Annotated in this window: 23 protein-coding genes and 2 tRNA genes; 2 read left to right on the forward strand and 23 right to left on the reverse strand. The window is 52.7% G+C overall.

All coding sequences use genetic code 11. The annotated features are described in order from the left end of the window. Positions 1-6: 6 nt before the first annotated feature. The 3 genes from QKW35_RS16735 to dapA form a co-directional block, all read right to left on the reverse strand. Positions 7-954: a 2-hydroxyacid dehydrogenase gene (locus tag QKW35_RS16735; protein ID WP_282354966.1), complete on the reverse strand. Its 948-nt coding sequence runs from the start codon at positions 952-954 to the stop codon at positions 7-9. A 79-nt stretch (positions 955-1,033) separates the two neighbouring features. Further along, positions 1,034-2,362, reverse strand: a complete 1,329-nt coding sequence (bamC, locus tag QKW35_RS16740; protein WP_282354968.1) for an NlpB/DapX family lipoprotein — start codon at positions 2,360-2,362, stop codon at positions 1,034-1,036. Positions 2,363-2,435: 73 nt separating this feature from the next. After that, positions 2,436-3,311: a 4-hydroxy-tetrahydrodipicolinate synthase gene (gene dapA / locus QKW35_RS16745; RefSeq protein WP_282354969.1), complete on the reverse strand. Its 876-nt coding sequence runs from the start codon at positions 3,309-3,311 to the stop codon at positions 2,436-2,438. A gap of 186 nt (positions 3,312-3,497) precedes the next feature. On the opposite strand from dapA, the gene QKW35_RS16750 reads away from it, so the two are divergent. Then, positions 3,498-3,965 carry a peroxiredoxin gene (locus QKW35_RS16750; RefSeq protein WP_282354972.1) on the forward strand — a complete coding sequence of 156 codons (468 nt, stop codon included), beginning with the start codon at positions 3,498-3,500 and terminating at the stop codon, positions 3,963-3,965. A 41-nt stretch (positions 3,966-4,006) separates the two neighbouring features. Here QKW35_RS16750 and QKW35_RS16755 read toward each other — a convergent pair whose 3' ends face one another. After that, positions 4,007-5,083: an AI-2E family transporter gene (locus QKW35_RS16755; protein WP_282354975.1), complete on the reverse strand. Its 1,077-nt coding sequence runs from the start codon at positions 5,081-5,083 to the stop codon at positions 4,007-4,009. A gap of 29 nt (positions 5,084-5,112) precedes the next feature. Further along, positions 5,113-5,349 carry a sulfurtransferase TusA family protein gene (locus QKW35_RS16760; protein ID WP_282354977.1) on the reverse strand — a complete coding sequence of 79 codons (237 nt, stop codon included), beginning with the start codon at positions 5,347-5,349 and terminating at the stop codon, positions 5,113-5,115. A 104-nt stretch (positions 5,350-5,453) separates the two neighbouring features. Between QKW35_RS16760 and QKW35_RS16765 the strand changes: the two genes are divergently transcribed. Continuing rightward, a complete protein-coding gene (locus QKW35_RS16765; RefSeq protein WP_282354979.1) occupies positions 5,454-6,896 on the forward strand; it encodes a M48 family metalloprotease in 1,443 nt (480 codons plus the stop codon). A 74-nt stretch (positions 6,897-6,970) separates the two neighbouring features. Here the strand turns inward: QKW35_RS16765 and nadA are convergent, their stop codons facing one another. The 18 genes from nadA to QKW35_RS16855 form a co-directional block, all read right to left on the reverse strand. Then, a complete protein-coding gene (nadA, locus tag QKW35_RS16770) occupies positions 6,971-8,023 on the reverse strand; it encodes a quinolinate synthase NadA (protein ID WP_282354982.1) in 1,053 nt (350 codons plus the stop codon). 186 nt (positions 8,024-8,209) lie between these two features. After that, positions 8,210-8,285 (reverse strand) — tRNA-Lys (locus tag QKW35_RS16775). Positions 8,286-8,301: 16 nt separating this feature from the next. Next, positions 8,302-8,377 (reverse strand) — tRNA-Lys (locus QKW35_RS16780). Between the two features lie 91 nt (positions 8,378-8,468). Beyond that, positions 8,469-9,149 (reverse strand): 7-cyano-7-deazaguanine synthase QueC, encoded by a 681-nt coding sequence (gene queC, locus QKW35_RS16785; protein WP_282354985.1) that lies wholly within the window; start codon positions 9,147-9,149, stop codon positions 8,469-8,471. Between the two features lie 22 nt (positions 9,150-9,171). Then, on the reverse strand, positions 9,172-10,050 hold the full coding sequence (ybgF, locus tag QKW35_RS16790; protein ID WP_282354987.1) for a tol-pal system protein YbgF: 879 nt from the start codon (positions 10,048-10,050) through the stop codon (positions 9,172-9,174). Continuing rightward, positions 10,050-10,598 (reverse strand): peptidoglycan-associated lipoprotein Pal, encoded by a 549-nt coding sequence (gene pal, locus QKW35_RS16795; RefSeq protein ID WP_282354989.1) that lies wholly within the window; start codon positions 10,596-10,598, stop codon positions 10,050-10,052. Before pal ends, ybgF begins: the two co-directional genes overlap by 1 nt. A gap of 104 nt (positions 10,599-10,702) precedes the next feature. Further along, positions 10,703-12,004 (reverse strand): Tol-Pal system beta propeller repeat protein TolB, encoded by a 1,302-nt coding sequence (tolB, locus tag QKW35_RS16800; RefSeq protein ID WP_282355006.1) that lies wholly within the window; start codon positions 12,002-12,004, stop codon positions 10,703-10,705. A 105-nt stretch (positions 12,005-12,109) separates the two neighbouring features. Then, positions 12,110-13,081, reverse strand: coding sequence for a cell envelope integrity protein TolA (gene tolA, locus QKW35_RS16805; RefSeq protein WP_282355008.1), 972 nt, complete (start codon positions 13,079-13,081; stop codon positions 12,110-12,112). A 10-nt stretch (positions 13,082-13,091) separates the two neighbouring features. Further along, positions 13,092-13,508, reverse strand: coding sequence for a protein TolR (tolR, locus tag QKW35_RS16810; protein WP_282355009.1), 417 nt, complete (start codon positions 13,506-13,508; stop codon positions 13,092-13,094). Positions 13,509-13,517: 9 nt separating this feature from the next. Further along, the gene (tolQ, locus tag QKW35_RS16815) at positions 13,518-14,186 is read right to left on the reverse strand and encodes a protein TolQ (protein ID WP_282355010.1); all 669 of its coding nucleotides are present in this window, start codon (positions 14,184-14,186) and stop codon (positions 13,518-13,520) included. A 385-nt stretch (positions 14,187-14,571) separates the two neighbouring features. Then, entirely contained in the window at positions 14,572-14,955 is a 384-nt protein-coding gene (locus QKW35_RS16820; protein WP_282355012.1) for a TraR/DksA family transcriptional regulator, read from the reverse strand. A 112-nt stretch (positions 14,956-15,067) separates the two neighbouring features. Then, positions 15,068-16,081: a Holliday junction branch migration DNA helicase RuvB gene (ruvB, locus tag QKW35_RS16825; protein ID WP_282355013.1), complete on the reverse strand. Its 1,014-nt coding sequence runs from the start codon at positions 16,079-16,081 to the stop codon at positions 15,068-15,070. 75 nt (positions 16,082-16,156) lie between these two features. Further along, entirely contained in the window at positions 16,157-16,795 is a 639-nt protein-coding gene (gene ruvA / locus QKW35_RS16830) for a Holliday junction branch migration protein RuvA (RefSeq protein WP_282355016.1), read from the reverse strand. 4 nt (positions 16,796-16,799) lie between these two features. Continuing rightward, entirely contained in the window at positions 16,800-17,465 is a 666-nt protein-coding gene (locus QKW35_RS16835) for a trimeric intracellular cation channel family protein (RefSeq protein WP_282355017.1), read from the reverse strand. Then, a complete protein-coding gene (ruvC, locus tag QKW35_RS16840; RefSeq protein ID WP_282355020.1) occupies positions 17,466-17,981 on the reverse strand; it encodes a crossover junction endodeoxyribonuclease RuvC in 516 nt (171 codons plus the stop codon). A gap of 165 nt (positions 17,982-18,146) precedes the next feature. Further along, positions 18,147-19,910, reverse strand: coding sequence for an aspartate--tRNA ligase (gene aspS, locus QKW35_RS16845; RefSeq protein WP_282355022.1), 1,764 nt, complete (start codon positions 19,908-19,910; stop codon positions 18,147-18,149). An 80-nt stretch (positions 19,911-19,990) separates the two neighbouring features. Further along, the gene (locus QKW35_RS16850; RefSeq protein WP_282355023.1) at positions 19,991-20,215 is read right to left on the reverse strand and encodes an FmdB family zinc ribbon protein; all 225 of its coding nucleotides are present in this window, start codon (positions 20,213-20,215) and stop codon (positions 19,991-19,993) included. 140 nt (positions 20,216-20,355) lie between these two features. Beyond that, positions 20,356-20,808, reverse strand: coding sequence for an HIT domain-containing protein (locus QKW35_RS16855; RefSeq protein ID WP_282355025.1), 453 nt, complete (start codon positions 20,806-20,808; stop codon positions 20,356-20,358). Positions 20,809-20,837: the final 29 nt, after the last annotated feature.

A 20,837-nucleotide genomic window follows, 5' to 3' on the forward strand; every position in this document is an offset into this window, starting at 1 on the left:
CGTCGATCAGTTGACCGTCCGCACCGGACTGCCCGCTTTAAAGCCTTGAATATTTTCCAGCGTCTGGTCCAGGATACGCTGACGCGCTTCACGGCTTCCCCAGGCGGAATGCGGCGTGATGATCAGGTTTGGGATATCTTGCGACAAGAGCACATTGCCGTTAACCGGAGGCTCCTCGGTCAATACGTCGGTCGCCGCCCCTGCCAGCTGGCCTGAACGCAACGCATCAGCCAATGCGTCTTCGTTTACCACACCGCCACGTGCCGCGTTGATCAGCATACTACCCGGCTTCATCTTCGCCAGCGCCTCAGCATCGACCAGATCCTTTGTCTCTTCAGTCAAAGGACAGTGCAAACTCAGTACATCCGCTTGTGCCAGTAGTTCATCCATCGACAGGCGCCCTTCGCGCTTTTCAGCTCCTGGGCGTTGTGCGATCACAACCTTCATACCAAACGCTTCGGCCAGATGGGCAACGGCACTGCCAAGGTTACCGTATCCATAAATACCCAGTGTACGACCCGCCAGCTCACGGATCGGAAAGCTCAGCATACAGAACTGAGAGGCCTTACCCCACTCGCCCGATTTAACCGCACGATCGTACTGCACAATGTTAGTGTGCAACGCCAGGATCATCGACATCACATGCTGTGCAACAGAGTCCACACCATAGGCAACACAGTTACTCACGCGTACGTTGTGCTCACTGGCCGCGTCCAGATCGATATTATTGGTACCGGTGGCAACCACGCAGATCAGCTTAAGATTAGTTGCACCTGACATCAGGTCGCGACCGACTTTAACCTTATTGGTAATGACGACATCGCAGCCATCAATGCGCTCGGCAACCTGTTCAGGAGCAGTTGCCATATACACATCCAGTTGATCGAATTCAGCTTCGATCGGGGAAAGGTCCAGATCTTCCAGACTCTCCAGATCCAGAATTACCGCTTTCATATGGAGTCCTTTTTGTTATTTGTTTCAGAGACAAATAAGGGGCCAGCAGGCCCCTTATGTTTAAGTCTTGATCGAAGAATCAGCTTGCAGGCAAGTTTTTCTTCACTTCCCACAAGATCTCTTCGGCAACCTCGGCTGGCGCAGACAATCCCTGATCGGTCAGAACAGAGAGATACACACCTGTACGAGAGCGATTCAGCTTCAGCTGGTAACGGCCGGTGTATTCAAACGCATCAGACTCTTTGTTGTAGACGCCCTCTTCACCCTCTTCGCTGAAGACATAAATAACCTTGCCTGCAAACCAGATCTTGAAGCCGTCTTTCTTCTGCAGGCGCTCCTGCTCGATCTGCTCCTGGCTCATGCTTGCCAGACGATCTTTCTCTTCCGCACTCACCTCCTTGGAGGTATAACGGATCTTTGCAGCATTCTCGTCCTTCTCAACACCCAGCGCTTCTGCCAGAGCGGTCGTTTCGAACTTGATATCGCCACGGTCGGAGTGAAGCCATTCGAAGAAGCCCATTTTCTCAGCTTCATCAGCCGGTGTACTGGTGGTGTAGGAGAAGTAGAACATGCCGGACTGCTTGTCGACAGTACCCACATCAAAACGCCCCGCATCCATCGCAGTAGAAACGGAAGCCCAGGCTTTATCCACGGAGGACTCAACCTTCAGGACAGGATTACCGCGGGAGTCACGCCCCAGCTCTGTGCGCCCGTCTTTAGGTGCCTGCAGCTTAGTCAGTGTCGGTGCGTCTTCTTTATCGGCCGCTTTACTCAGGTAACGCAGCATTTCGAACATCATGTCCGACTTGTAACCTACGTCACGACCGCTCTTATCCCAGTCGATCTCAGCAACGTCTGCATCCTGTGCAAAACGCACGTGCTTCATGCTGATTGAGGTACGCTGTGAGTCCCCCTCGTCTGGACGCAGCTCCAGTTTCAGCTTGTCCTTAGCCGGACCTTCGATCTCCTGGAACGTCAGACGCTTGATCCAGCTATCCACGAAGCTCAGATCTTCACCGTTGTTCTCAATCCATGCGGTTTCCATGGTGGCACTGCGCGGATCGTCTTTTGCTAGCTCGATACCGTTGTAACGCCAGAAATCTTTCAGCTTCGGCCAGACTTCGTTGATCGGAGATTCAACAACGATCAGCTTTTCACCCGCCTCACGCTTAAGACTCACCTTATCGCTGGTCGCTTCCGTGTAGAAGAACTCCGGACGCGGCACAACATATTCGGTTGTTTTCTGCGTGGCGGCCTGCCCGATCTCCGGAATCACCATGCCGCGCTCAGTTTCTCGGACTCGCAGGTGAGGCGGCACCTCCAACGCTTTTCCTTCACTGGCTTTTTCGTAATCCTGGCTGCGGTCACGGATAATACCGTTCTCACCGTAGATCGGATTGTTTTCCACAACACTACACCCTGCTTGCAGGGCGCAGGCCAAAATCGTTAGAGATACTGCCTTTTTCATAGTCTCGGGCCGTTTAGATAATACCGGTAGTACGAAGTGCTTCGCGCACCTCCTCATGGTACTGCTCACTCAGCACAGTCAATGGCAGACGGATACCGTCAGCCATCAGACCCATCTCAGTCATCGCCCACTTCACAGGAATTGGGTTAGCTTCAACAAACAGCGCGTTATGGAGCGGCATCAGTTTATTCTGAAGTTCGCGGGTTTCTTCTGCCTGACCGGCAATAGCCAGCTTACACAGTTCTGCCATCTCTGCAGGTGCTACGTTTGCAGTCACGGAGATGTTTCCGACACCGCCCAACAGCATCAGTTCCGGTGCAGTACCGTCATCGCCGGAATAAACTGCAAAGTCAGCCGGCACACTGTCGATTACCTGCTTAGCACGCTCCAGATCACCCGTCGCTTCTTTAATACCAACAATGTTCGGGATAACCGCCAGACGAGCTACGGTTTCCGGCAGCATGTCACACGCGGTACGACCCGGTACGTTGTAAAGAATCTGCGGGATATCTACAGCTTCAGCAATCGCTTTAAAGTGCTGATACAGACCTTCCTGAGTCGGCTTGTTGTAGTAAGGCGTTACCAGCAAGCACGCGTCTGCACCCGCTTCTTTTGCTTCACGGGTCAGCTCGATCGCTTCTTTGGTCGCGTTGGCACCAGTACCGGCAATAACTGGGATCTTGCCACCTACTCGTTTGATCACGCGTTTGATTACCTGGCAGTGCTCGTCACAATCAAGCGTTGCAGATTCACCGGTGGTACCCACCGCAACGATCGCGTCAGTACCCTTATCCAGATGGAGATCAACGACCTTATCCAGGGCGTCCCAATCAATATCTCCATTGGAAGTCATCGGGGTAACAAGCGCAACTAAGCTGCCAGTAATCATGTTTATCTCCATAGATGTAAGAGAGTGTATCGTAACGACCATGCAGAACCGTTACTACTCTTGTGCGGCCTTCGCTCTGTATTAAAATCCAGGCCGTACTTGTTATCGTATAAGGGTTGGATATTCTATACGATTTTCTACACTCTTGAGTAGCCATCCAACCGATTGAAAATATAGGGAAAGCCGATGAGCACCGTAGCAATTGATCAACCTGTAGCCGATTTCACTGCAAAAGCGACCAGCGAGCAAACTGTAACCCTGTCAGAACTGCGCAGCAAAAACGTGGTTATCTATTTCTACCCGAAAGACAGCACCCCGGGCTGCACTACCGAAGGCCAGAATTTTCGCGACCTGATTGATGAATTTACCGCGCTGGACACTGTTATCTTTGGTGTATCCCGGGACGGCATGCGCGCACATGAAAACTTCAAAGCCAAACAGTCGTTTCCATTTGAGCTGATCAGTGACCCGGACGAAGAACTGTGCAAGCAGTTCGACGTAATCAAACTGAAGAAAAACTACGGCCGTGAGTATATGGGCGTGGATCGCTCGACGTTTCTGATCGACAAGGAAGGCGTTCTACGTAAAGAATGGCGTAGTGTAAAAGTAAAAGGTCACGTTGATGAAGTACTGGAAGCGGTGAAGGGACTGTAAACACCCCTTCATCCCCACAAAAAGAAACAAGCTGGGCCGGATTAGCTCTCCGGCCCTTCAAGAACTTGTTGCGGTGCTTTCGGCCAGGCATTCACTATCGCCTTAACCAAGGTCGCCAGCGGGATCGCAAAGAAGACCCCCCAGAACCCCCAAAGACCACCAAACAGCAACACCGAAACAATGATGGACACAGGGTGCAGATTTACCGCCTCGGAAAAGAGCAACGGCACCAATACATTGCCGTCTAATGCCTGAATAATGGCGTAGGCGATCATCAGGTACATAAACTCATTGGTCCAGCCCCACTGAAAGAAGCCGATCAACGCGACCGGCAGAGTCACCAGCGCCGCGCCGATGTATGGGATCAGTACCGACAGACCTACCATTATCCCCAGCAACGCTGCATAGTTGATACCCAGAATCGCAAACACGATATAGGTGGTAGCGCCTACGATTACAATTTCAATCACTTTACCGCGTACGTAGTTGGCAATCTGGTCGTCCATCTCGCGCCAGACCTTAGTCATCATCTCGCGTTTCGCGGGTAGCAGTGAAGCCCACCAACTGGTAAGTGCACGGCCATCCTTCAGAAAAAAGAACACCAAAATCGGCACCAGCACCAGATAGATCAGCAAAGCAACAACGCTACCAATCGAGTTGATTGAGAAAGTCACCACCCACTGCCCAACCTTTGATAACTCGCTGGCAGCCTGGTTGATCAGATCATTTACCTGCTCAGCCGAGATCACATCCGGATATTTTTCCGGCAACAGCAAAGCCAATGCCTGAACCTCACTCAATATTCGAGGAAGTTCGTTAAACAGATTACCCGCCTGTTTCCACACCAACGGCAAAATAAACAGCAGCGTTGCCAGAAAGACCCCAACAAACAGCAGAAACACCAATAGAACCGACCAAATATGCGAAAAATTGCGCGATTCCAGCCAGTTGACCGCCCCCTGCATCAGGAATGCCAGGATCAGTCCCGCAAATACAGGTGTCAGCATCTGCCCCAGGGTAAGGATAACCAGCAACGCGCCACCCAACAGCACGAACAGCAGCACCGCCTCCTCGTCCGAGAAGTAACGGTCTATCCATTTGCTGAATATTCTATGCATTATCGATTCTCAACTCTCAGGCCGCAGAACTAACCACGTTGAATAATATAGACGTACGGCTCTTCATCGGTGAACGAATCCAGCATCACGTGGTCGGATTGTTCTGTGTACGCCTTGAAATCGCGGATCGAACCGGCGTCCGTCGCAATAACCTTTAATACCTGACCAACCTCCAGTCGGTTAAGTGCTTGTTTTGCCTTCAATAGAGGCAATGGGCAGTTCAGTCCAGAGGCGTCCAGGATTTCATCAATTGCAGGTTCAGTCATTAACGTATCTTTACAACGTACCGGGTTGAGTAAAATTCATCAGCCCAGCACTATATAACAATTTTTTGAGTATTAGCAGCGCGTTTTCGGACGGATTCTAAACCATGCCTATTTATCGCTTTTTTCTACCGCTGATAACATCCTTATTGTTGGTTTTTCAGACTAATTCACTACACGCCGCCAACAGCGGCCTGCCTTCGCTCAGCGACAGCGGCTTCTCTACCACTCCTCAGGAAGAGTATCTGCTTGGCCGCACCTGGGTACGCATGCTGCGCGGATCAGCACGCTTGTACGAAGACCCAATCGTCGTTGCCTACCTTGAAGACTTGCTCTGGAATGTTGCTCAATACAGTCAGCTGACCGACCACCGCCTGGAACTTGTAGTGCTCGACAACCCCACCCTGAACGCCTTTGCCGTTCCCGGCGGCATTGTTGGCGTGCACTCAGGGCTGGTTGAAGCCGCCCAGAGCGAAGACGAATTGGCGTCAGTCATCGCCCACGAATTGGCACACTTGAGCCAACGCCACTACGCAGCCCAAATCGACCAGCAGCGTCGCAATCAGCCATTCTTTCTGGCGGCAATGCTGGGCAGCCTGCTTATCGCTGCCGCAGACGGCCAGGGGGGTACCGCCGCACTGTCTTCAACCCTCGCCGCAAACCAAGCTTCTATGCTGGCCTTCAGCCGCCAGAACGAACGCGAAGCGGATTATATCGGCATGCAAACCCTGACCGTCGCCGGCTTTGATCCAGCCGCTATGCCGAAGATGTTTTCTCGCCTGCAGGCCAATGCACGCTATGGCAGCAAGCCACCCGAGTTTCTGCTGACACACCCGGTAACAGAATCCCGAATTGCCGACTCCCTCAACCGGGCCGCGAACTTGCCGACGCCGGAGCCTCGCCCGGATGCCATCGACTTCGATCTGGTGCAAGCCCGCATCGTTGCGAACTACGCACAAGATGCAGACAAACTGCTCACCAGCCTGACAAGCAAGCGCAACCAGCAGGACAACGATACCCTGCGCTACGCCACAGTGATGGCAGCGATCAAAGCAAATAAGTACGAGCTGGCGGCGGAAGCTGTTAACGAAATGAGCACAGACTTTAAACGAAAACTCCCGGTCCGCTTGGCACTGGCGGAACTAAACATTGCGCGCAAGCAATACAGCGAAGCCAAAAAAGAGCTTCGCGCGGTCCTAAAACTGTTCCCGGATAATTATCCGGCCAATGCGATCTATGCTGAGCTGCTACTGCATCAGGGCCAGAATAGCCATGCAATTGCGGTTTACAAAAAGCTGGCGGAGCAACGCCCTAATGATCCGAATATCCGCTACAACCTGGCAGAAGTTCACGGATTAGCAGGCAACACATTAGATGTACACATTGCACGCGTTGAGTATTTCATGTTGACCGGCAACCTTGATCTCGCATTGCGACAGCTTAAATTTGCGCAACGCACCCCTCAACTGACCGAGGAAGAGCGCTCACAGCTGGAAGCCCTGGAGCAGGAAGCAAAACAGATAAGGGAACAGATGAAAAAGGTGATGTGATCCAATACCAAACACGCAGACACGAAAAAGCCGCACATTAGTGCGGCTTTTTATTTTCAGAATACGAAAACAATTTACTTATTCATGTCCGCTGAGAAGTCGAGCATACGCTGCAATGGACGGCGCGCGTCTTCAACCAGTTCCGGTGACACAACCACCTCGTCCTTACCTTCCTGCAGACACTGCATGATGTTTTGCAGATCGTTCATTGCCATCCAAGGGCAGTGCGCACAGCTGCGGCATGTTGCACCGGAGCCTGCGGTTGGCGCTTCCAGGAACTCTTTGCCTGGCGCCGCCTGCTGCATCTTGTAGAAAATCGCACGATCGGTAGCCACGATGAAATGCTTGTTTGGCAGGTCGTGGGCAGCCTTGATCAACTGCGACGTAGAACCTACGGCATCTGCGATCTCAACCACAGAATCAGGCGACTCCGGGTGTACCAGTATCGCTGCATCCGGATACACCTGTTTCAGTTCCAGAATACCTTTCGCTTTGAACTCTTCGTGCACGATGCAGGCACCATCCCACATCAGCATTTCGATTCCGGTCTGCTTCTGAACGTAAGCACCCAAGTGCTTATCAGGCGCCCAGATGATCTTCTTGCCTTCATCTGCCAGGTGCTCAACCACCTGCAGTGCAATGCTGGACGTTACTACCCAGTCTGCACGTGCCTTAACCGCAGCAGAGGTATTGGCATAAACAACCACTTCATGGTCAGGATGCGCATCACAGAACGCACTGAATTCATCGATCGGGCAACCGATGTCCAGGGAACAGGTTGCTTCCAGTGTTGGCATCAGAATGCGCTTTTCAGGACTCAGGATCTTCGCCGTCTCACCCATGAAGCGCACCCCCGCTACAACCAGCGTACTTGCTTCATGAGCACTACCAAAGCGCGCCATCTCCAGAGAGTCTGACACACAGCCACCCGTTTCATCAGCCAATTCCTGAATCAGGGGATCAGTGTAGTAGTGCGCTACAAGACACGCATCCTTCTCTTTTAACAGTTTTTTAATCTGGTCCTTGTACTCTTCGACCTCTTGTCGAGAGTGACCGGAAGGAAGGTGTTCTTTTGCAAAGTGCTCCTGGACCAGGATGCGGTCGGAGATTTCCTGCTTGCTCAACATGTAAGTAACTGTTTCTTAATTATAAAGGCTGAATTGAAACGCCAGACGGTAAACCCTCTGGCCGCAGTCCGATTATACCATAGTCACACCACAGCTGGATTACCGTGCGGTGATAATAAAGCAACAGAATCTGTAATAAACAGCGGAAACGAAAAAGGAGCACCAATGCGCTCCTTTTTCTGAATCTGGTGGGTCGTATAGGATTCGAACCTATGACCAATTGGTTAAAAGCCAACTGCTCTACCAACTGAGCTAACGACCCGGTAGAGATCATTGAGTGGTGGGTCGTATAGGATTCGAACCTATGACCAATTGGTTAAAAGCCAACTGCTCTACCAACTGAGCTAACGACCCGCTCAATGGAGTGCGTATATTACGCTCTCATTTTTAAAGTGCAAGCACTAATTGTGAAAAATCTTACTTAAACAATAATTTTTTCAACAAGTTAAACGTAGCGGGTTGGATCCGGTACACCAGCATCCACAAACCCCTTGGCACGCAGGCGACAGCTATCACACTGCCCACAGGCACGACCATCGTCGTCTGCCTGGTAACAGGATACAGTCAAACCGTAATCCACTCCCAAAGCTGTACCCTGCTGGATAATCTCTGCCTTGGTCAAATCGATCAACGGTGTTTCCAGCATTAGCTTGGTACCGGTTACACCCGCCTTAGTGGCAAGGTTAGCCATTGCCTCAAATGCGGCAATATACTCCGGACGGCAGTCCGGGTAGCCGGAATAGTCCACTGCATTCACACCGATAAAGATGTGGTGTGCATCCAGCACCTCAGCCCAGCCTAACGCGAGTGACAGAAATACCGTATTACGGGCCGGAACGTAGGTTACGGGAATCCCCTCTTCCTCCTGCTCCGGTACATCAATACTGTGATCGGTTAACGCAGAGCCGCCGAAATCCTCGAGATGCAAACGCACAACCCGGTGCTCCTTGACATCCATCTGCGCTGCAACCTTGCGCGCCGCATTCAGCTCTGTCACCGAACGCTGGCCATAATCAAAGCTCAGCACATAACATTCGAATCCCTGGTCTTTAGCCATCGCCAACGCGGTAGCAGAATCCAGGCCACCAGACAGCAGCACGACTGCCTTTTTAACAGCACTAGTCATAAAGAAACTTCCAGGAAAACGATTACTGGCGCTTAAACTCTTCGACGAGTGGCGCCACATTGGACTTCGGATGGTTCTTTAACACGTAATCCAGATATTCATCAGAACGTGCTTTATCACCCAACTCACTATAGATCACACCCAACTTATACGCGGCATGCGGCGCTTTGGGATGATCAGGAAACTGGCCGAGTACAAGCGCAAAGGACTCACGCGCCAACTCGAGCTCCTGCTCAGCGTGGTGAATCTCACCCATCCAGTAGTGTGCGTTTGCTACACGAGGACTGTTAGGATAATCACGCACGAAGGCATTAAACGCGACAACGGCACCGGCAAAGTCACGCGCCCGCACCAATGCAAATGCATCACGGTACGCTTTCGAATCGGACACACCGTTTTTTACACTGGACGCCGGCTGCGCTGGCTTAACCTGAGACTGTACTGCTGAAACAGCACCGGCAGAATCCGTCGTGGTCTGCGGCTCAGGCTGTGGTGCAGTTGATTCAAACCCTGAAGGCGTCACACCACCAGACTGCTCGGACAAAGCAGCTACTGGCGGCTTACTGGAAGCAGCACTTGCCCCCGAATTGCTCATCAGAGCACTGATTCGACGATCCAGATCGCGGTATCGGTCCAGCTGTTGACCTTCCATCTTCTTAATACGGAAAGCCTGTTGCTCAAGCTCACCGCGCAAAGAACGGACTTCGTCCTGCAGCTGTTGAATGATCATCAAGAGTTGCGCATTACCACTCGCAGCGGACGGCTGGGCAGCCAGATTACCCTGAGCCAGCACCGGCTCATCATCTGTGCGAATCTCGATAACGGGGGGGGATGCCGCCATGGCGCCAGCACTGAAAGACAGTGCCAGCGCGATGGTGGAGAATCGACGAACTGAAGACATTAGTTGCTAACGTATTTCAGCTCTACGCGACGGTTCTGAGCCCAAGACTCAGAAGTGTGGCCCAGCATTGCTGGCTTCTCTTCACCGTAGCTGATGGTTTCGATCTGGTTCGCGTTTACGCCGTTAACCTGCAGGATGCGAGCAACAGCCTGTGCACGACGCTCACCCAGAGCCATGTTGTATTCACGGGTACCACGCTCATCCGCGTGACCTTCCAGGCGTACGGAAGCGCTTGGAGTTGCTGCCAGATAAGCAGCGTGTTTTTCCAGAGCTGCCAGCCCGTCCTGTTTTACAACAGATCGGTCAAAGTCGAAGTAGAAAACAGACTGCAGGGCAGCTGCAGCTGCAGCATCATCAGCCGCTTTCTGTGCAGCCAGTTCAGCAGCAGAAACGCCACCGGAAACTTCAGCACCCTGAGTGCTTGCGGTATCAGTTGCAGTATCAGTACCTGCAGCACCAGTATCAGTACCACCAGTTGTACTACAACCCGCAGCCCATGCTACAGACAGGGTCAGCGCAACGGCCTTGGCTACATTGGAAGCTTTCATCGAATACTCCTGTAATATCCTTGATATGCTGGTCTCAACCAACATTAAAAATCGGTAAATTTAGATTATTCCCAACTGACGCATACGTTATAGGCTGGCCGCACTTATTGCAAGTATGGAGACCACGCCGGTTCACGCACATGTCCCTGCGAGTCTGGCAACAGAAAACGCACGTTGCCGTCCAGTGTTACGCCACCCAGAACCCCTCGAGTACCCTTCTGCGTAGCGTAAAGAATCATACTGCCGTTTGGTGCGATCGTTGGCGACTCATCCAGGAAGGTTTCAGTCAGCACATCAAGGCGCGACGTCTTCAAATCCTGTACGGCAATTCGGAAAATATTGTCATCCCCACGATGCACCATCGCCAGGAAACGACCATCCTGAGTCAATGAACCACGGCCGTTGTAGTTACCTTCATAGGTCAAACGGTCAATAGTCCTGCTCTTCAGATGCATCTGATAGATCTGTGGCAACCCGCCGCGATCGGAGGTAAAGATAATGGAACGACCGTCTGGCGCCCAGCTTGGCTCTGTATCGATACCGTAGTGGTGGGTCATACGGGTCAGTTTACGCTTAAGCAGATCCAGGATGTACACTTCAGGGTTGCCGTCTTTGGACAGAACCAGCGCCATCTTACTGCCATCCGGTGACCAGGCTGGCGCGCCGTTCAGCCCTTTGAAAGACTGCACTTTCTGGCGCTGACCGGTACGCAGATCCTGGATGTAGATCGCTGGACGTGTGCTTTCAAACGACACATAGGCCACGCGACGTGCATCCCGGGACCAGCTAGGCGACATAATCGGCTCTTTAGACTCCAGAATCGTACGTGGACGCGCACCGTCGGAATCAGCCATTCGCAACTGGTAACGGTAGTTATCCGGTCCCAGCTGTTGCGCCGTTACATACAGAATACGGGTATAGAACGCACCTTTAACGCCAGTCAAGTATTCATAGATGTTGTCGGCAATAACGTGGGCGATATCCCGCAGACCATTGCGACTGCCCACACGCGCATCGCGCAGGATCAACTCCTCTTTGATCACGTCGTACACTTCGTACTCGACACGCACAGAATCACCCTGTGCCGCACTCATACGGCCAATGACCAAGAATTCCTGCCCGAGAGAGCGCCAATCACGGAACGCGACCTCGTTCTGACGGGTTGGATTACTGAGCATGTTGTTGCGCTCCATCACGCGGAACAGACCACTGCGCGCGAAGTCGTTGGCGATCACACCCGCGACATCTTCAGCCAAACCGTAACTTCCGCTCCAGGAGAACGGCACCACCGCCAGCGGCGTTGGCTTATCCACACCCTGTGTTACCTCAATACGTAACTCCGCCTTGAGCGGCAGCGAAACCAATAACACAGACAACACAGCAACGATGTATTTATAAAGTCTCACTGTAAGATTCTCCGATCTTTATAATGACCTGTTTACGCTTGCACATTAGCGAGTACGACACGCACACAATATCAGTAGTTCCAATAAACTGATGTTACTTACTGTCTAACGGCGCAAATCCTCTGGGCGGAAGATCATCGTAAACTTACGGTAATACCGATCAAACACCGCTGGATCAAGGTTCTGCAACTCCGGAAAACGCTCCGCTTTCATCACCGCACGTACCGCATCACGATCAAACCGGTCATCACCGCTCGACTTACTCACATATGCATCATCCACCTCCCCTGAAGGAAGCAGATGAATGGAAAGCTCAACGATCATTCCGTTGCGGGCGCTGGCGGATCGACGCCAATTGCTAGAGATCAGCTCACGCACATAAGACTCGTAACTCTGCGCAGACTGACGCCCCTCCTCTTCTGCCAGCAACGCTTCCTCTTCAGCCATTGCCGCAGCCAGAGCGCTCTGACGCGCTTTTTCAGCGGCCGCTTTACGACGCGCTTCTTCCTCAGCCTTACGTTTCTTCTCGGCTGCTATACGCTCCTGCTCTTGGCGCTTTCGCTCAGCGTCCGCTTTCTTACGCGCGTCTTCAGCTGCTTTTTTCTCAGCGGCTTTTTTCGCTGCCAACTCTTTCTGACGTTTGGCTTCAGCCTTGCGCTTAGCTTCGTCCGCTTTGCGCTTCTTCTCGGCTTCCTTCTTACGTGCTATTTCCTGCTTGCGCTTCTTCTCGGCCGCAGCTTTCCTGGCCACTTCCTCTTTGCGCTTTTGCTCAGCGGCTTTTTTCTTCGCAATCTCTTGCTTGCGTTTTTTCTCGGCCGTAGCCTTCTTACGTTTTTCTTCCGCTATTTTCTTCTGCCGGGCCTGCTCTGCTGCCTTTTTCTTGGCAGCTTCTGCCTGACGCTTTTTATCGGCCTGCGTGGTCACCGTTTTCAGATCAACAATCTGGGCGCTAACGTGCCTCGGCACACGACGCACCTCTTTTTCCTGGTCAAACCAGATATCCGCCAGAACAAAGAACACCGCACCGTGCAATAACAGCGCCAGCAAGGCAGGGACAAAATAACTGTTTAGTCTCACCAGATTGGCCCTACTCGGTTACCAGTCCGACTGTGCCGGCACCCGCCTGCTGCAGAAGCACCATCAGCTGAACCACTGCGTTGTAATCAACATTTTTATCACCACGTACCAGCAACATTTTGTCCTGATTGGCCGCCAGGATTTTCCGCACACGCTCGGATACCGTTTCAGCATCCAACGGTTCCTCGGGATCGCCGCCAACATCAATAAAATACTGCTGCTCAGCATTAACGGTGATAATGACCGGCTCTTTATCCTTGTCATCTACCGGTTCTGCTGCCGCTTTCGGCAACTCCACCTGAACTCCCTGCGTTAGCATCGGCGCAGTGATCATAAAAATCACCAGCAACACCATCATCACGTCGATATAAGGTACGACGTTGATCTCGGCGTTGAGCTTTCTGGCTTTTCGATGGCGTCTAATCATATCCGCACCTTAAGACGCTGCGTAAACACGGCGGTGCAGCACTGCCGAAAACTCGTCTGCGAAGGTCTCGTAGCTACCCAACAGGTTTTCCGCTTTAGATGAGAATCGGTTGTAAGCGATAACGGCCGGAATTGCAGCAAACAAACCGATAGCTGTTGCAACCAATGCTTCGGAGATGCCTGGCGCCACAGATGCGAGAGTTGCCTGGTGCACATTAGCCAGGCCACGGAAGGAGTTCATGATGCCCCATACGGTACCAAACAAACCGATATACGGGCTTACCGAACCGACAGATGCGAGAAACGGAAGATGCTGCTCCAGTTTATCCTCTTCGCGGGACATCGCCACACGCATGCCCCGCTGCACACCTTCCATTACCGCATCCGGATCGGACGTACGCTGCTGGGTCAAACGGGTATATTCCTTCAGGCCTGCGCGAAAAATATTCTCTGCGCCACAGTCCGGATTTGGATGCTCGGTTACTTCCCGATACAGGGCACTCAGGTCTACGCCTGACCAGAATCGCTCTTCAAACTTCAACAGCGCTTTTTTTGTACGGCGCAGGAAGAAGTGTCGCTGGAAAATCATCACCCAGGAGAGCAATGACGCCGCAACAAGCATTAGCATCACAAGCTGAACAACAACACTGGCGTTAACCACCAGGCTCCAGATAGACATCTTCTCAACCACTTCGGCTGCCCTCTATAACTTTACGAGTAAGCTCAGGCGGACGGGTCGCCTGTTCAGGAAAATTGGGTTTCAAATTATACCGGCGGGATATATCAGAGATCACGTCCTGTGCCTTGACGATTAACCGCGCTAACCGAAAAAACCGACACTAAACCGCATACCACCACCTCGCGAGAGCCCCTTACGGGTGACAGCTTGAGATGGGACGACAATCCCTGCCAAAAGTTCACACTCTCGACCTGTTTATTTAGACCCACCAATACCGGCCCGAATAACAGGAATGAACGGGAAACAATAACAGCTGCGGATTACATTAAAAAGGAGAGAAACTTACAGGAGGTACTTAAGAGTGAAAGGCGATGCTGCGCATCGCCTAACTTACAGCCTTGAGGGATTCCCCTTCAATCTGGCAACTTACACAACGAAGCGTCACTGGGTTGGCACACAACCGGTTTAACTCGATATCTTCTCCGCAATCGATACAGATACCGTAATCACCTTCCTCAATGCGGTGCAGCGCTTCAATACAGGCCCGGATCTCTTCGGTATGACGAGAGAGATTCAGCAGATTTACAGCAACTGTTGCAGCCTGCTCCGCCTCTTCAGCACGATCATGGCTTTCGCCAGCGAACGCAACCTCCCCCATCTTCTGAGTATCACGAAACTCTTCACGCGCCTCTTCGCGCAGTCGCTTGAGGTCTTTCTCAATCTCAGCTTTTAACGCAAGTATCTTAGATGCCGTGATAATGGTGCCCATTTGCAGACCTTTTTTATCGTTATATGATGATGACTTACATCTTAGACAAAGGTCTGGGATACAGGCGTTGACAGATGTCAGCCAGGGCTGCATCGCGTGATTAAGTTGAGATCTATTGATCCATGTCCGGTTTGTCGATACCGAAGTGGCGATAGGCGTGATCTGTTGCTACACGGCCACGCGGGGTACGCATGATAAAACCCTGCTGAATCAGGTACGGCTCCAGCACATCCTCTATGGTATCGCGCTCTTCACTGATGGCAGCAGCAAGACTTTCGACCCCCACCGGACCGCCACCAAATTTCTCGATCATGGTCAGCAGCATACGGCGGTCCATATGATCGAAACCGCTGTTGTCCACATTCAGCATATTCAAAGCACGATCCGCCAACTCAGCGGTGATATGCCCATCCCCTTTGACCTCGGCATAGTCGCGTGCACGTCGTAACAAGCGGTTGGCAATACGTGGCGTGCCCCTGGAACGGCAGGCAATCTCGCGTGCACCATGATCATCAATACCGGTACCCGACAATGCAGCCGAACGACTCACGATACTCGATAGATCATCGACATTGTAGAACTCCAGGCGCTGCACGATTCCGAAACGATCACGCAGCGGCGACGTCAGCAAACCCGCGCGGGTTGTTGCCCCAACCAAGGTAAAGGGCGGCAGCTCCAGCTTGATCGAACGGGCTGCAGGTCCCTCGCCGATCATGATATCCAGCTGATAATCCTCCATTGCCGGATAGAGCACCTCCTCCACATTAGGGCTGAGGCGGTGTATCTCATCGATAAAGAGCACATCACCCGGCTCAAGATTGGTCAGCAAAGCCGCCAGGTCGCCGGCTTTTTCCAACACCGGACCGGAGGTGGTTTTGATCTCCGACCCCATCTCATTGGCGATAATATTGGCCAGCGTGGTTTTACCCAGCCCTGGCGGACCAAAGATCAGCGTATGATCCAGCGCTTCTCCACGCCCTTTCGCGGCATGGATAAAGATCTCCATCTGTTCGCGCACCACCGGCTGCCCAACATAATCCTCCAAGGTTTTGGGACGGATCGCCCGATCCTGGGCTTCTTCAACCGGGTTACTGGTTGGCGTTACAAAACGATCTGCTTCGATCATGAATGGAGCCTCAAAATCACACTTAACTATTAATACTGATACAGGTTCTGGCTATTCGGCTTTCGGTCGACAAGATCAGCCGGTAACCATCGACTTCAGGGACTGACGGATCAGATCCTCACTGCTGGCCCCAGCCCCCAGCGCCTTCTCTGCCGCTGCAATCGCCTTGGTTGCCTGAACAGGCTTGTAACCCAAGGCCACCAACGCACTCTCAGCCTCGGCACGATGATCGGTTGCAGGCAATACAGGCTCAGCAAGATCCGGATCACCGCCACCGCTAAGCTGAAACTCGCCAAAGTCTTTAACCTGCAGATCCTTGAGTTTGTCTTTCATCTCAACAATCAGACGCTCGGCAGTCTTTTTACCCACACCCGGCAGGCGAACCAGCGCAGCCGTATCCTGATCATGGACAGACCGCACAAAATCATTGGTACTGATACCCGACAGAATTGTTAGCGCCAGTTTCGGCCCCACACCATTTACCTTGATCAGGGTACGAAACAGAAGACGTTCTTCGCGATCGGCAAAACCGTACAATAACTGGGCATCCTCACGCACCACAAAATGCGTAAACAGGATTACCTGCTTGCCCAACTCAGGCAAACGATAGAAGGTATTCATGGATGCCTCCACTTCGTACCCCACTCCGTTTACATCGATCAACAGTTGCGGCGGATGCTTTTCCAGCAACTCCCCTTTAAGCCGTCCAATCACGGTCTTACTTCTCCATATCTCGGGCGGTCGCCTCAGATTCCAGACGGTGACCAGCCACAATAAACTCCGGCAAGCGCAGATCGGCAAACACCGCCGCCATACGCGCCGCAAAAATAAGCCCCATCGAGATCAGCGCCAGCAGGCGATCATCGATCGAACCATTAAAGGCAACAAAGAAAATAGCTCCTGCCATCGCAGGGGTCGCATAGATTTCACCGCCGCGGTGCAGTACCAGAGGAATCTCTCGGGTCAGAACATCACGAATCATACCACCGGCCGTACCCGTGATCATGGCCATCATCACGACAACGACACCAGACTGCCCCATCGCCAAGGCTTTCTGCGCACCCAGAATGGAGAACAGCGCCAACCCCATCGCGTCCAACACCAAAAGGACACGGCGAGGATAGGCCACATAGCGACAGAGAATAAAGGCTCCAACGGCTGAGATAATCGCCGTCCAAAGATAGCTGGTATTCGCCAGCCAGGAGACCGGGTGCGCATTAAGGGTGATATCCCGAATGGTCCCACCACCCAGTGCGGTCACAATCGCCAGAATCACCACACCCAGAATATCCACACGCTTCCCCTGAGCGGCCAGCGCACCCGTGACGGCGAACACCGCCACACCGACGATCTCAGCAAGGTAGATAAAAGATTCGTACTGCATTCAGCGCCACCGGCCATTTCTGTTGCGACGAGCGCCCGCCATCTGCACAAGGCTGGCACGGGTATGGGCATGACACAACGCTATCGCCAGCGCATCGGCCGCATCCACCTGGGGCAAGCCCGGCAGCTTGAGAATGTGCGCCACCATATGTTGCACTTGGGTCTTATCGGCAGATCCCTTACCCACCACAGACTGCTTTACCTTACGCGCAGCGTATTCGTGCACCGGCAGATCCTGATTGGTACCCGCTACAATCGCCACGCCACGCGCCTGCCCGAGCTTAAGTGCAGAGTCAGCATTGCGCGCCATAAACACCTGCTCGATCGCCATCTCCTGCGGACAGTAACGACTGATAACCTCCGTCACCCCTTCATAGACCTGCTGAAGGCGCTCCGGCAGCTCATCGCCTTTGATGCGAATACAGCCACTGGCTACATATTCGTTTTTCGATCCCACGCTGTTGATCACACCAAAACCGGTGATACGGGAGCCCGGATCGATACCTAGTATTAACATAAAACCGTCTGTTCCAATCGTCGCCGACCATAATACGCCGGACCGCACCGCTTGATGCAACCAAAATTGATGGCCGACGAACAAAAAAGCCGAGACAGCAGTCTCGGCTTTTTCTCGGAGACCAGAGCACCATTCGCCCCGGCTCCATTAGATCCCTGATGGGACTTAAGGGGTCTTGCGCAGCTTGATGTTCAACTCACGCAACTGAGCCGCACTTACTTCCCCTGGCGCCTCAGTCATCATGCAAGACGCACTCTGAGTTTTCGGGAACGCAATCACTTCACGGATGGAGTCAGTACCGGTCATCAGCATGATCAGGCGATCCAGACCAAACGCCAGACCACCGTGCGGAGGCGCACCGTACTGCAACGCTTTCAGCAGGAAGCCGAACTTGTCGTCGGCTTCTTCGTCAGAGATACCCAGGATCTCCAGAACGGTTGCCTGCATCTCCTGATCGTGGATACGTACGGAACCACCGCCCAGCTCACAGCCGTTCAATACCATGTCATATGCACGGGACAAGGCTTCCAGCGGGTTGGCCTTCAGCTCTTCCGGAGAACAGCTTGGTGCGGTGAACGGGTGGTGCAGCGCAGTCAGACCACCGTTATCGGTCTCTTCGAACATCGGGAAGTCAACAACCCACAGCGGAGCCCACTCACACTGCGCCATATCCAGGTCTTCGCCGACTTTGATACGCAGCGCACCCAACGCTTCAGAAACGATCTTAGCTTTGTCTGCACCGAAGAAGACGATGTCGCCGTTCTGAGCACCCAGACGCTCCATGATCGCCATGGTTACTTCTTCGCCCAGGAACTTGATGATTGGCGACTGCAGACCTTCGATGCCGTTTTCGATCGCGTTCACCTTGATCCATGCCAGACCTTTCGCACCGTAGATACCCACGAACTTGGTGTATTCATCGATGTTTTTACGGGTCAGCTGAGCACCGCCAGGCACTTTCAGGGCAGCTACGCGGCATTTCGGATCGTTCGCAGGACCTGCAAAGACCTTGAACTCGATCTCAGCCATCAGGTCCGCAACGTCCACCAGCTCCATAGGGAAACGCAGGTCCGGCTTGTCGGAACCGTATTTCTGCATCGCTTCGGAGAACGGCATACGTGGGAAGTCACCCAGATCAACGCCTTTCAGTTCCAGGAACAACTTGCGGATCATTGTTTCGGTGATACCCATGATACCTTCCTCATCCATGAAGGATGTCTCGATATCGATCTGGGTGAATTCTGGCTGACGGTCAGCACGCAGGTCTTCGTCACGGAAACACTTAGCAACCTGGTAGTAACGGTCGAAACCTGCAACCATCAACAGCTGCTTGAACAGCTGTGGCGACTGCGGCAGCGCGAAGAAAGCACCTTCATGCACACGGCTTGGCACCAGGTAGTCACGCGCACCTTCCGGAGTCGCGCGGTTCAGGATCGGCGTTTCGATATCCAGGAAGCCATTGTCGTCCAGATAGTTACGGATTGCGTTGGTAACCTTTGAACGGAAGCGCAGTTTTTCCTGCATTTCAGGGCGACGCAGGTCGATGTAACGGTGACGCAGGCGTACGTCTTCACCTACATGCTGGTGCTCGTCCAGCTGGAACGGAGGAGTTTCAGCTTTGTTCAGGATAACCAGCTCTTTACCCAGTACTTCGATCTCACCGGTCGGCATCTCCGGGTTGACAGTACCTTCCGGACGGTTGCGCACCAGGCCACGTACTTCGATTACGTATTCGTTACGTACGCTGTCTGCCAGCGCGAAGCTTTCTTCACGATCTGGATCGAATACAACCTGTGTCAGACCTTCACGGTCACGCACGTCCAGAAAGATAACACCACCGTGGTCACGACGGCGATGTACCCAACCGTTCAGGGTAATTTCTTCGCCAACGTGTTCTTTTCTCAGATCGCCGCAATAATGGCTGCGCATAGTTTCCTGTTCCTGTTAAGTTACCAGTACACCCCAAAAACCGGGTGTCAGAGCTAAATTCAATTCGTTTACAGACGGCGTTAGCTGCTGCTTCCGCTGTCACCGGCCAGGTTTTTCTTCTTACCGGTTTTGAAATCTGTTTCGTACCAGCCACTGCCTGCCAAGCGGAATCCCGGTGCAGAGACCTTCTTTTCCACCTGATCGCTATCACAGGATTTGCAGTTTGGCGCTGGCGCATCGCTACGCATCACCAGTTTTTCAAACTCATGACCGCAGCTTTGGCATTCATAATCATAGATAGGCATTGTAAAACGCGTTCCAAATACAGATCTACGGAAAACGCGCGATTATAACCGATTTACCTGTCGGTTACAGGCCCTAAGGAAGGCATAATTGAAGGTGAGCTGACCACGAGGGATCAGCTCAAGGGACGGGACGCTATGTCTTAGCTTTCGGGCGTGATGTTGACTTCGCCGGTATTGCTCAGCAACACCTCCACTTTATGGCGGATCTCATGGATCTGATCATCGGTATAAGGCTGCACCGGCACCTTACCCCAGATCGGACCCGGCCATGCGGGATCACTCTCTCGGCGCACCACATGATGGATATGCAACTGCGGCACCATATTGCCCAGTGATGCCACATTCATCTTTCTCGCCGCAAAAATGTCCGCCAGGTTTTCAGCCAGAAAGGATGATTCGTGGATCATCTGGCAGCGTTCGTCTTCCGACAAGTGATAAATCTCGGTCGCACCGGCGCGACGAGGCACCAGGATAAACCAGGGATAGTTCGCATCGTTCATCAGCAACAGGCGACATAGCGGGAAGTCTCCCAGTACAATACAATCAGCGGCCAGCTGTGGATGCAGTTCAAATTCCAATTCCAGTTCGTCCATGGTTCCTCCGGAGAAATATACTTACAATT

The organism is Pontibacterium granulatum, from assembly GCF_029961155.1.
Taxonomy (GTDB): domain Bacteria; phylum Pseudomonadota; class Gammaproteobacteria; order Pseudomonadales; family Balneatricaceae; genus Pontibacterium; species Pontibacterium granulatum.